The sequence below is a fragment of the Acinetobacter sp. TUM15064 genome, from assembly GCF_008980265.1.
Lineage (GTDB): Bacteria > Pseudomonadota > Gammaproteobacteria > Pseudomonadales > Moraxellaceae > Acinetobacter.
In genome coordinates this window covers 21,053-33,061 of record NZ_BKFU01000012.1, presented here as the reverse complement: position 1 = coordinate 33,061, position 12,009 = coordinate 21,053, and the positions used below count along the sequence as shown (strand labels likewise).

Annotated in this window: 9 protein-coding genes; 4 read left to right on the top strand and 5 right to left on the bottom strand. The window is 43.1% G+C overall.

The window, feature by feature from the left end; translation table 11 throughout:
- Positions 1–13: 13 nt before the first annotated feature.
- Positions 14–775, bottom strand: coding sequence for a nucleoside triphosphate pyrophosphohydrolase (gene mazG, locus GBI16_RS05845; protein WP_086209855.1), 762 nt, complete (start codon positions 773–775; stop codon positions 14–16).
- 118 nt (positions 776–893) lie between these two features.
- Between mazG and GBI16_RS05840 the strand changes: the two genes are divergently transcribed.
- A complete protein-coding gene (locus GBI16_RS05840; protein ID WP_086209856.1) occupies positions 894–1,661 on the top strand; it encodes an SDR family oxidoreductase in 768 nt (255 codons plus the stop codon).
- A 41-nt stretch (positions 1,662–1,702) separates the two neighbouring features.
- On the opposite strand, the gene GBI16_RS05835 is transcribed toward GBI16_RS05840, so the two are convergent.
- The 4 genes from GBI16_RS05835 to cysM are packed head-to-tail and all read right to left on the bottom strand — an operon-like array spanning position 1,703 to position 7,210.
- Positions 1,703–4,009 carry a bifunctional (p)ppGpp synthetase/guanosine-3',5'-bis(diphosphate) 3'-pyrophosphohydrolase gene (locus tag GBI16_RS05835; RefSeq protein WP_086209857.1) on the bottom strand — a complete coding sequence of 769 codons (2,307 nt, stop codon included), beginning with the start codon at positions 4,007–4,009 and terminating at the stop codon, positions 1,703–1,705.
- 33 nt (positions 4,010–4,042) lie between these two features.
- Positions 4,043–5,431 (bottom strand): 23S rRNA (uracil(1939)-C(5))-methyltransferase RlmD, encoded by a 1,389-nt coding sequence (gene rlmD, locus GBI16_RS05830; protein ID WP_151706711.1) that lies wholly within the window; start codon positions 5,429–5,431, stop codon positions 4,043–4,045.
- Positions 5,432–5,437: 6 nt separating this feature from the next.
- Positions 5,438–6,259, bottom strand: a complete 822-nt coding sequence (locus GBI16_RS05825; protein WP_151706710.1) for a 3'-5' exonuclease — start codon at positions 6,257–6,259, stop codon at positions 5,438–5,440.
- Positions 6,260–6,280: 21 nt separating this feature from the next.
- A complete protein-coding gene (gene cysM / locus GBI16_RS05820; RefSeq protein WP_086209860.1) occupies positions 6,281–7,210 on the bottom strand; it encodes a cysteine synthase CysM in 930 nt (309 codons plus the stop codon).
- Positions 7,211–7,363: 153 nt separating this feature from the next.
- Here cysM and GBI16_RS05815 point away from each other — a divergent pair, with 153 nt between their 5' ends.
- The 3 genes from GBI16_RS05815 to GBI16_RS05805 all read left to right on the top strand — a co-directional run bounded on the left by GBI16_RS05815 (position 7,364) and on the right by GBI16_RS05805 (position 11,996).
- Complete coding sequence (locus GBI16_RS05815; RefSeq protein WP_151706709.1) at positions 7,364–10,177, top strand: ATP-binding protein; 2,814 nt, start codon at positions 7,364–7,366, stop codon at positions 10,175–10,177.
- A gap of 118 nt (positions 10,178–10,295) precedes the next feature.
- Positions 10,296–11,084, top strand: a complete 789-nt coding sequence (locus GBI16_RS05810; RefSeq protein ID WP_086209862.1) for a crotonase/enoyl-CoA hydratase family protein — start codon at positions 10,296–10,298, stop codon at positions 11,082–11,084.
- Between the two features lie 36 nt (positions 11,085–11,120).
- On the top strand, positions 11,121–11,996 hold the full coding sequence (locus tag GBI16_RS05805) for an NAD(P)-dependent oxidoreductase (RefSeq protein ID WP_151706708.1): 876 nt from the start codon (positions 11,121–11,123) through the stop codon (positions 11,994–11,996).
- Positions 11,997–12,009: the final 13 nt, after the last annotated feature.

Sequence of the window (12,009 nt, the reverse complement as noted above, 5' to 3'; positions counted from 1 at the left end):
ACCACCATTTTTATTATTTCAATTGTAATTTGGCTTGCTCCCACAGATGATCCATTTCAGCTAAAGACATTTGCTCAATATTTTTGTTTTGTTGCAAAGCTTGATCTTCAATGAAAGCAAAACGAGTCCGAAATTTATGAATCGTACTCAAAAGCGATATTTCGCTTGAGACGCCCAGTTTACGTCCAACATTGATCATTGAAAATAAACAATCGCCAAATTCATCTGCTATTTCATCGGAATTTTGCTGCTGAACCGCATGTTTCAATTCAGCTAATTCTTCTTCAAGCTTGGCATAAGCACCTGCCACATCAGGAAAGTCAAAACCGATCTGTGCTACATTTTTTTGAATCTGTTCCGCCTGCTGTAAGGCAGGCCCGTGTTTGATACTGGCAAGTCTAGACTGTGCCTGACCTTGCTTTTCCTGTTGTTTAATTTGCTTCCAAAGTTCGCCCACCTCTTCAGCAGACAACACCGAAAACTGCTGTGCTTGAAAAACATGTGGATGACGACGAATCAACTTTTCGGTGATGGCATGCACCACATCTTGAAAATTAAAAGCCCCTTGCTCAGCATACATCTGCGACTGGAACACCACCTGTAGCAGTAAATCCCCCAACTCATCACGCACCTCATCAGCCTCACCTGAACGCACGGCATCTTCAACTTCATAAGCTTCTTCAATGGCATAGCGGGTTAAACTTTCTGGGGTTTGCTGTTGATCCCATGGACATTTTTCACGTAACTCACGCATCACGTTCAGCAATTGTTCCATGTTTATCTCTCTTCAAAAATCATATTGATAATAATTACATTATGACGGCATACATTTGTTATGCTCAATCCAATCACAACAATAACATTAAGAAAAAGAGCAACAAGGAGCAGTTTCAATGCGCAGTATTTTGATTAGTGGTGCAGCTCAAGGGATTGGTGCAGCCATCGCCCGCTTATTTTATACACATCATTACAAAGTAGGGATTTATGACATCAATAGCGCTCAAGCCGAACAGCTGGCAGCTAGCCTCGGCCCAAATGCCAAAGCAGGACAGCTCGATGTTTCCAACTATCAAGACTGGCAAACTGCTTTAGCCGAGTTTGTCACATGGGCAGGCGAGCTCAATGTCTTGGTCAATAATGCAGGAATTCTATTCTCAGGGCCTTTTGAACAAACAGAGATCGGCGCACATCACAAAACCATGTCGATTAATGTCAATGGCGTACTGAATGGCTGCCACGCTGCATTGCCCTATCTCAAACAAGCAAATTTTGCTCGTGTCATCAACCTTTCATCGGCTTCAGCCATCTATGGTCAAGCTGATTTGGTCTCGTACTCTGCCAGTAAGTTTGCAGTACGCGGTATCACCGAAGGCTTAGATACCGAATGGCAAAAATATGGCATTCGCGTGCTCGATGTCATGCCACTATTTGTACAAACTGCTATGGTGCAGGATATGCAAGCGAAGAGTATTCAAAACATGGGAGTACACTTAACTGCGGAAGATGTAGCACAACACGTTTTTCAACGCGCTGTTGAAAAAGATACGGCTTTAACTCCAACCCATCAAGCCGTGGGCGCTAAAGCCAAGCTTTTATTTCAACTGAGTAAAATCAGTCCCCAATGTCTGAATCGCCTGACCAACTTATATCTTTCTAAATAAAAAAAGAGCCTGCAATTGCAGGCTCTTTCTTTTCAATTCGCTTAGTTACCTTGCACCAAACGACGCGCACTAATGATGCCCGGTTGTTGCTCTAACCGCGCCAACAGTTTCGATAGTTGCGATAAGCCTTTGACCTCAATCAACAATTTCATATTGGCAATACCATCTGCTTCAGAAATCGTATTAACCTGACGAATATTGATTTGGTCAGAAAAAATCACTTGGGTCAAATCTTTGAGCAAACCACGGCGATCATAAGCTTCCACCACAATTTGCACACTCTGACCACGTGTTGGCTGCATTTCCCAATCGGCTTCTACTGCACGTTCAGGTTCATTTTGAATCATGCGCAAGTAATCTGGACATGCAATTTTATGAATGCTCACCCCACGATTCAAGGTGATATAACCTGCAATCGACTCGCCATGCACAGGCTGACAGCATTGAGCTACATGCAGCTCAACGTTATCCAAACCATCAATCAGAATGCCATGTGCTGACAAAGTATGGCTAGCACGTGGGTTCAAGGTCGGCTTCAGCACCAGCTCAGGTTCATCCTGATCCAAATGCATATGACGATTCACCTGATTAATCAGCGCATGTAGACTAATGTCACCATTCACCAGTGCAATCAGGATGTCTTCACCCGCTTTGACATTGAAATGATTGCAGTAATCATTTAAATCAATACTTTTCGGATGAATCGCTAAACGTGAAAGCTCTTTATTGAGTAGCTCACGGCCTACTTCCAAGTTTTTACTACGATCTTGTTGGCGGAACCAATGACGCAACTTGTCACGCGCACGTGCCGTCTTGATATAACCTAAAGAGTTCACCAACCAATCGCGGTTTGGCTCACGGTCTTTCTTGGTTAAAATCTCAACTTGCTCGCCCGTTTTTAAGGTATAAGTCAGCGGAACATAGCGCTGATTCACCCGTGCGGCATAGCATTTGTTACCAACTTGGGTGTGTACATGATAAGCAAAGTCAAGCACGGTCGAACCACGTGGAAGTTCTTTGATATCGCCATCACGACTAAAGACGTAAATCTTCTCAAAATCTTCAAAATCCTGAATTTGTTCAAAATTTTCAGAATCATCATCTGACTTATGTACATTGGCATCATTCCGTTCTTGATAATGCTCAAGCACAGCACGCAATGAATGTAAACGGTGGTTAAAAGAGCGGTCGGTATTCTTGCCGCCTTCTTTATAATTAAAGTGTGAACATACCCCTAGCTCAGCTTCTTCATGCATATTTTTGGTACGAATTTGTACTTCAAGTGATTTATTTTCCGCAATCACAGCAGTATGCAATGAACGATAACCATTGGCTTTCGGGTTGGTAATATAATCGTCAAATTGATGCGGAATATGACGCCAAATTTGATGTACGATCCCCAAAGAGTGATAACACTCAGGGACGGTCTTCACCAAAACCCTGACGGCACGTATGTCATAGAGCTGATCGAAACTCAGGTTCTTACTTTTCATTTTTCGATAAATCGAATAAATGTGTTTCACCCGACCACTGATTTCAGCCTCTATACCATGTTCAGCCAAAGCTTCACGCAACTTATCTATAACAAACTGGATATACTGCTCACGCTCCAGTCGCTTTTCATTCAGTAGCGTCGCAATTTCTTTATAACGATCAGGTGCTAAATAGCGAAAGGCCAGATCTTCAAGTTCCCACTTTAACTGCGCAATCCCTAAACGGTGTGCTAGTGGTGAGTAAATGGTTAAGATCTCGCGTGCTACACGCTCTTGACGTTCTTTAGAAGAAGTCGCCAATTCACGCAGTGCATAGGTTCGCTCTGCCAGTTTGATCAATACAACACGGACGTCTTCGGTCACAGAAATCAACATTTTATAAATGCCGTTTAAGTGCTCGCGCTGGTTGTTATTAAAATGATCTTCGAGGCGTTTATTCTGCTCGATGAGGTCAGACAACTTCCCCATGGACAAAGTGCCTTTGACCAAGGCATGTACTTGTTCACCAAAGTGCTCTTGCACTTCCGCCAAAGGAATGACCCCTTCACGTACACCACGATAGAGCATCGCAGCAGCTAAAGTATCTTCATCGACATGCAAATGGGCCAGAATATCCGCCATCTCAATACCTGTATAAAAGATATTGGAACGGTGGTTTACTGTGGTTTCTAACTCTTTTTGTAAAGTCAAATTGGCAACTTCTTCGAGTTGCTCAAGCTTCGCATCATCTAATATGCTTCGAACACGATCTAACCATTCAGCCAAATCATGTTGAGCTTGTTCGGCATGCTCTACAGTCGCCTCCTGAGACAACTCATTAAGTCGCCCAGGTAGTTGCTCACGTACTGTGACCATACCCATCTCCTACATTTTTACGCTTCATATTCTTTAATCGTTTATCTCATTATCTTTTTCAAACAATGCTATCGACTCAACATGACCAGTGTGCGTAAACATGTCCATCACACCAGCTTTAACCAACCGATAACCCTGCTGTACCAACAGCCCCGCATCCCTTGCGAGTGTCGCTGGATTACACGACACGTAAACGATTCTTTTTGCACCAAAGTTAGGCATATAATGCATTATTTCCTCTGCGCCTGCACGTGGAGGATCTATCAATAATGCATCAAATCCTTGATTTGCCCAAGAATGATGCGAAAAATCTTTTGTTAAATCTTGTGAAAAGAACTTCAACTGACTCAATGCATTGTACTTTGCATTTTCCGCACCACGCTGAACCATCTCCTCACTACCTTCAACCGCAATCACCTCTCCCATCGCACCAACACATCGAGCCAAAGGCAAAGAGAAATTACCTAAACCACAGAACAAATCGAGCACACGCTCTCCTTGTTGTAATTCTAGCAAGTCACATGCCAATTTCACCATTTGTGGGTTGATGGTTGAGTTGACTTGAGTAAAGTCCTGAGGGTTAAAACCAAATTCCACATCAAAATCAGTTAAACGATAATGTAAACGCATCGCTGCATGTTCATCATCGACACGCTTTAAACTTTCTGGGCCCTCAGCCTGTAAATACAACTGCCACCCTTTGTCTAACGCAAATTGTTTTAATCGGTTGACATCCTCTGGGTTTAATTTTTCAGTATGTCGTACCGTAAGGGCAATATCACTGTCCCCCATCGCTAATTCTATATGACCAATCGCGGCTTTGGCTGTTAGACTTTGGAGTAACTGCTTCAGTCGTGTGATCGAACCAAACGCTTGATCCAACACCAAACAGCGGTCAATTGAAGTCAGTTTATTGGTTTGGCGCTCGCGAAAACCGACCACCAACTTATCTTTATTGGGAATATAGCGCACCCCAATGCGTGCTTTACGGCGGTAGTCTTCACGTAAAGAGCGCAAAGGTGGCAACCATTCTTCAGGTTGAATACCTGCAAAATGCTGCAAATGCGATTGCAGTACATTTTGCTTTAAACGAATTTGCTCATCGGGATGAATGTGCTGCATATTACAGCCACCACAGCTTTTAAAATGCAGACACTTTGGCTCGACACGAAAAGCAGAGGCTTCACTGATGAGTTGAACAGCATCGGCTTCCTCTAAACGCTTTACCGCGTGGGTAATCTGCGCTTTCACGGTTTCCCCAGGCAGAGCATAGCTAATAAAGACTTTTTTGCCATGCTTTTCTACAGGATGATCAGGATGTGAACCATAGTGTGCTATACCACGCCCTTCATGCGAAAGAGACTCAACCTGAAAGATATAACTCGGCTGTTGAGTGGGACGAGGTTTGGCTCTATGTTTCATGTGTACCTAAATATGGGAAGAAGAAAAATCAGCAGCGGTAAAAGCTGTATGTTGCGAGGTCTCACGCCACACCGTTAAGAAATCTTGATGCTGTGGCTGGGTTTGTAAAAACTGAATGGTTTGGTAAACCAAATGACGATGGTCTTGCGTCAACAACTGCCCTTTGAGCAAGAGCCAACGTAAATACACCAGCCATGTATTCAGCACATCACCTTCACAATAACTAGTGAGTTTAAGCCATTCCTGCGCCCGAACATATTCAGGCACATGATAAGCCCCATCGCCTCGTTTGCCGGGATAACCCAACAAATGTGCAACATCATCCAGTTTTTGGAAATGACGTCCATTAAACATTGCCATCACATCCATAAGGTCGATGTGGCGCTGATGATAACGGTTCTGATAGTTATTATAGCGCTTTTGTGTGTCAATTTCGCCCTGATCGAACAAAGCAGGTGCAGTTAAACCATGATACATGGCACGAAGCATGATCACTGGTAAGTCGAACTGCGCACCATTCCAGCTCACCAAAGTTGGTAAGCGCTTATCAAATATAGATAAAAACTTACTCAGAATTTCTGCTTCAGAGTATTGTTCGCGACTAAAAGAAAAGAGTTTCATCTGGCCTTGATCATCCAACCACAAGCCTGAAATACACACAATTTCATGCAAAGCCAAACGTTGAAAATCCATGCCTGACTCTTGGCGACGCAATTTGGTCAGTGCAGCCTCCAAATCAGCCTCAGGCAAATCCAAACCATATAAATGCGCCCCAGATCTCAAATCAGTCATGGTTTCAATATCAAAGGTGAGCACAGGTAGGCGCATATATCAGACTCTATTTTCGTTTTATTCAGGATCAACCACAGAGAAAAGTCCCGTCGATAAATAACGGTCACCACGGTCACAAATAATGCATGCAATGATAGCACCAGGGTTTTCTTCAGCAATTTTAATTGATGCCCACACCGCACCACCTGAAGAAGTTCCTGCGCTAATGCCTTCTTTTTGTGCCAATTTACGCATGGTTTTTTCTGCTTCAATTTGCGGAATATCAATAATCTGATCAATCCGACTGCGGTCAAAAATCGTCGGCAAATATTCTTCAGGCCAACGGCGAATCCCCGCAATACTTGAACCATCCGATGGCTGTAAGCCAATAATTTGAATCTCAGGGTTCATCTCTTTGAGGTATTTCGATACGCCCATGATGGTACCTGTCGTGCCCATTGAACTGACAAAGTGAGTAATTTTCCCACCTGTTTGCTGCCAGATTTCAGGCCCTGTCGTTAAATAATGCGCTTCAACATTGTCAGGATTACCAAACTGGTTGAGTACAAGCCCTTTGCCTTCCTCTTGCATTTGCAACGCTAAATCACGTGCACCTTCCATGCCCTGCTCTTTCGTCACTTCAATCAGCTCAGCGCCATAAGCACGCATTGCATCTTTACGCTCTTGGCTCATGTTATTTGGCATGATCAGTTTCATTTGATAGCCACGCATCGCGGCAACCATCGCCAGTGCAATGCCTGTATTTCCACTGGTCGCTTCAATCAAGGTATCGCCTGGCTGAATTTGCCCACGCTTTTCCGCTTGCATAATCATGTTATATGCGGGACGGTCTTTAACAGAACCTGCAGGGTTGTTGCCTTCTAACTTTGCCAATACTGTTGCTTGAGTATGACGAGCCAAACGCTGTAAACGCACTAGTGGAGTTTTTCCAACATAGTGATCTAACAAAAATTCGTCTGCTTGAAAATCAGTGGATGTAGTACTCATTGTTTGCACCTTGATCGAGGTGCGCCTATTGTATGGAAAAATGCCTGCCCCTGCACCCATTTAGCGTGCTTTTTCGTGAAAGTGATTAAAGCACCGTCGATTTTTTATAAAGCATGCTACACTTCAAAGCATAGGGAATAAATCGCTTGCATCATGTCAAATATCAATAAAAAGTTATTTAATCGTCTGCACTTAAATCATGCTTATGGACAGCTCATTGCCCTTATTTTCGTGCCGATTATGATTTTGGCATGTGTCGGTGCATTGTTGGTGATTACCGAAACTTCAAATGCAGCCAAAGCTCAGCAACGCCAAATGGCGATTGCAATTTTAACGCGCTATCAACTCGATGCCGAAGCAGCCATTAATTTATTGAATGCTTCGCCTTGGCAATATGAAAATGCACGTTATCTCATGCAAAAAATGCTGGATGAAAAGCATCTAATCCGTGCCGCAATTATTGATGACAAAGGCAATAATAAACTCAGCATTGGTTATCAAGATCAGGCGCCATGGCCTGCGCTGAAAAAAGGCACCGATTTTTTTGGCCCCTTGTCTTTTAACAGCAATACGGTCTATGGTCTTCCCATCAACCAATTTGCTGGCTCACCTGCTCAGTTGGTGATTGAAGTTGACAATCAACCCTTACAAATTGCACGTTATCGTGTATTGATTGTGTTGATTGCGACAGGCTTGTTAACACTCTTATTGCTTTTATTGTGTTTGAATTTTTACTCGCGTCGTTGGATCGCGCCCATGTATGAAATTCGCATGCAGTTACAACGTTTAAATGCCGACACCCTTGATCAACACATGATCATCAACAGTACGGGGGAATTACGTTTATTGCAGCGCGACATTGCCAATGTGGTGAAACGCTTACACTTTAGTTTTTTAGAACTAAAGGAACACACTGAGCAGACAGAAGACGATTTGCGCCGAACCCTTGACACATTAGAAGTGCAAAACATTACCTATCGCCAAGCACGTGACCAAGCCATTTCAGCAAGTCAGTCTAAATCTGTTTTCCTAGCCAACATTAGCCACGAACTGCGCACCCCACTAAATAGTATTGACGGTTTTATCCATTTGCTGTTGCGTCAAGACAACTTGAGCAACGACCAAAACCTATATTTACAAACCATTCGCAAGTCTTCTGCACACTTATTGGCACTGATTAATGATGTATTAGATTTTTCAAAAATTGATGCAGGTAAGCTAGAACTCGATACTGCCACTTTTGACCTTGAAGAAGCCATTTTTGATGTAATGGATATGCTGTCCCCACTCGCAGCACAAAAGCATATCGACATGGCTTTTTACTATGCAGACAATGTGCCGAAGCATGTGGTTGGCGATACCTTACGTTTTAAACAAATTTTGACCAACCTAATTTCCAATGCGATTAAGTTCACCCCTGATGGTGAAATTATTGTGCGCGCAAGACTTGAACAAGATGATATTGGACAGTGTTTATTACATTTTAGTGTACAAGACAGTGGTATTGGTTTGAGTGGTACCGACCGTAAGAAATTATTTGAATCCTTCTCCCAAGGCGATGCATCTGTCACTCGCCAGTTTGGAGGGACAGGATTGGGCTTAGCGATTTCTAAACAACTCGTGCACCTGATGCAAGGCCAAATTGGCTTTGAAGACAACCAAGAACGTGCTCCAACAGAAAAAGGCTCCACTTTCTGGTTTACAGCCATGTTTATGGTCAATGAGGAAGATGAATTCATCGAACATCCTCAATTTAGCAATATTCAAGTCGTATCTTATTTAGCACATCCTGCAACTGCCAATATTTTACGCCACTATCTAGAAGACTATGATGTCAAACACATTGAATCCAGCTCAATTTTGGATTTGTTTAGCCATCTGAATAAACTGCCTCTAGATGTCGAAAATACCTGGCTGATTGTAGATCATAGCGGAGATACTGAGGCCTTATTGAAAGAAATCCGTCAACGCTATAATGGTAATCTTGCAGTTTACGGCTATCAAATGTCACTTGATCTAAACATGTTGAATGACTACCGCGCACGGCCTTTATACCAACCACTCAGCCGCAGTGCCTTGATTCAACTACTCAGCAATCAACCCTTGTTTGAAGATAACGAAATGGAGTCTTTCAATGGTCAAGGTTTACATATTTTGGCAGTCGATGATCACTTACCTAACCTCATTGTACTTGAAGCATTATTGGGTGAATTGAATGTCACTACCACCAAGGCCTTGAGTGGGCAACAGGCTTTAGAAATTTTACAAGAACACTTTGAACAGGACAGCAAGCCTTTCGATTTAATCTTTATGGATATTCAAATGCCTGTCATGTCAGGTGTAGATACTACACGCGCTATTCGCGCCTTAGAGTCAACTCTAGAAAATAATAAACGCTTACCGATTATCGCACTCACTGCACATGCTTTAGCTGATGAAAAGCAAAAACTCCTGCAAGTCGGTATGGATGACTATGTCACTAAACCAATTCAAATTGATCAAATTATCCAAATTTTGACTCACTGGACTACAGAACGTTTCAACAAAACCTCCGCGGTTGAAAAAGCCATCATGATTGAGGCGCTGGATCCGAAAGTACTGGACTGGCAACAAAGCTTACAATTGGCAGCAAACAAAGAAGATCTTGCTGTTGATCTGCTACGCATGCTGATGGATAGTTTCGACACAGAACTAAATGAAATGAAACAGTTGATAGAAATGGAAGACTTTCCGCAACTTGAACACGTTCTACACCGCCTATACGGGGCAACACGCTATGTCGGTGTACCGAACTTGCAAGAAGCAACTGGCACATTTGAGCAGTTTGTTTCGACCTTGCGTAAAGAGCGACGTAAAGCCGATGAACAGTTCATTCAAGAAACCATAAAACGTTTTAATGAGCTCAAAGTTGTCATTGAGCAAGTGCAACATGCTGCACAACAAATTTTAATCAAACATAATTCTTAAAAACGGTCGAAACTCGACTAAAGTCAGCACTGTCTATCTTTTGATATGACTGCACTGTCATGTATCCTAACAAGGTGCATGTTATGCTCCATGCAAGCAAAAAATAAGAGTTTTCATCATGGCTTTACTTCGCATTGAAAAAAATAATGGCATCGCGACTGTTTCACTCAACCGACCAGACAAGCGTAATGCCATGAGCTTCGCTTTATTGCGCGAACTGGTGCAAACCGCTGAAAAAATCAAAAAAGATCGGAGCATTCGCTGTGTGATTCTGACTGGTGAAGCGCAAGTATTTAGTGCTGGTATTGACCTTGCTGATTTAAACAATCCCAAAAATCGCGCCTATGCCGCATGGGAACTGATTAAACCTGGGCAAAGTCTATTTCAAAAAGCGTTTCTTATTTGGCAAGAACTGCCTGTTCCTGTGATCGCAGCAATTGAAGGATTTTGTTTTGGTGCAGGCATGCAATTGGCTTTGGCTGCTGACATTCGTGTCGCTCACCCTGCAACTAAAATGTCGATTATGGAAAGTCGTTGGGGACTTGTGCCAGATATGGGGCTTACTCGCTCTTTAAAAGGCTTAGTGGGACTTGATCTTGCGAAAGAACTCACGCTTACAGCACGTATTTTTGATGCTCAATATGCCAAAGAAGTCGGTTTAGTCACACACTTAGATGAATCCCCTCTTGCAAAAGCACAGTCTATTGCAGAAGAAATGCTACAGCGTTCACCTGATGCGCTCATGGCCTCTAAATACGTACTTGATGCCATGCAGCATGAGCCAAAAAAATCTTTGCGCATGGAAAAAATTTGGCAACTCAAATTACTGTTAGGTAAAAACAGCCAAATCGCGCGCAAAAAAGACAAACAACCCGATGTCCAATTTGTACCACGCCAGTACAAATAACAGCATTTAACCGCATTCAGTTTAGAAGAGAGTCCCATGAGTTTCGATCGACACACTAAAATTGCATTTCTTGGTATAGGGCTCATGGGAAGCCGAATGGCGACCCGATTAATTCAAGCAGGTTTCGAAGTCGCGGTCTGGAACCGCACTCCAAATGCCAAGGATGCACTCATTGATTTGGGAGCAACAGGCTTAGCCCTGCAAGACATAGCCCTCTATCCCGTTATCCTCACCTGTTTAGCTGACGACAAAGCGGTTGAAAATGTTTATGAACAAATAGAGCCGTTTTTAACAGCCAATCAAGTACTTGTCGACTTTTCCAGTCTTTCGGTTGAGCAAACGATTAAACTTGCTACACGTGCTGAACACAAACAGGTGCAATGGATTGATTCGCCTGTGTCTGGAGGAACTGTAGGTGCAGAGCAAGGAACGTTGGTGATTTTTGCTGGCGGTGATGTTCAAACCATTCAGGACTTGTCTTTAATTTATAATATTCTGTCACAGCGCGTTACTTGCATGGGCGCTACAGGCACAGGACAAGCCACTAAAATTTGCAATCAACTGATTGTGGCTGCCAATAGCACCTTGATTGCTGAAGCGGTGGCTTTAGCTGCTAAAGCTGGCGTAGATACTCGTCTACTTGCACCTGCACTGGCAGGTGGTTTTGCAGATTCTAAACCCTTTCAAATTTTAAGCCCACGTATGGCCACACACCAATTTGAACCCGTACAATGGAAAGTACAAACCCTCTCTAAAGATTTAAACAATGCTGTGCAACTCGCAGCCCACCATCAACTCGATATCCCCGTTGCAGCACGAGCACTTCAGCAATTGCAAGCACATCAACAACAAGGCTATGCTGAAGCTGACCTTGCCTCGGTCATATTACAAGTAGGACAGAAAGCCAAATAACAAAAGGAGAAAA

Coding starts and splice junctions, on each gene's coding strand:
- mazG (WP_086209855.1), bottom strand. CDS start 775: ATGGAACAATTGCTGAACGTGATGCGTGAGTTACGTGAAAAATGTCCA.
- GBI16_RS05840 (WP_086209856.1), top strand. CDS start 894: ATGCGCAGTATTTTGATTAGTGGTGCAGCTCAAGGGATTGGTGCAGCC.
- GBI16_RS05835 (WP_086209857.1), bottom strand. CDS start 4,009: ATGGTCACAGTACGTGAGCAACTACCTGGGCGACTTAATGAGTTGTCT.
- rlmD (WP_151706711.1), bottom strand. CDS start 5,431: ATGAAACATAGAGCCAAACCTCGTCCCACTCAACAGCCGAGTTATATC.
- GBI16_RS05825 (WP_151706710.1), bottom strand. CDS start 6,259: ATGCGCCTACCTGTGCTCACCTTTGATATTGAAACCATGACTGATTTG.
- cysM (WP_086209860.1), bottom strand. CDS start 7,210: ATGAGTACTACATCCACTGATTTTCAAGCAGACGAATTTTTGTTAGAT.
- GBI16_RS05815 (WP_151706709.1), top strand. CDS start 7,364: ATGTCAAATATCAATAAAAAGTTATTTAATCGTCTGCACTTAAATCAT.
- GBI16_RS05810 (WP_086209862.1), top strand. CDS start 10,296: ATGGCTTTACTTCGCATTGAAAAAAATAATGGCATCGCGACTGTTTCA.
- GBI16_RS05805 (WP_151706708.1), top strand. CDS start 11,121: ATGAGTTTCGATCGACACACTAAAATTGCATTTCTTGGTATAGGGCTC.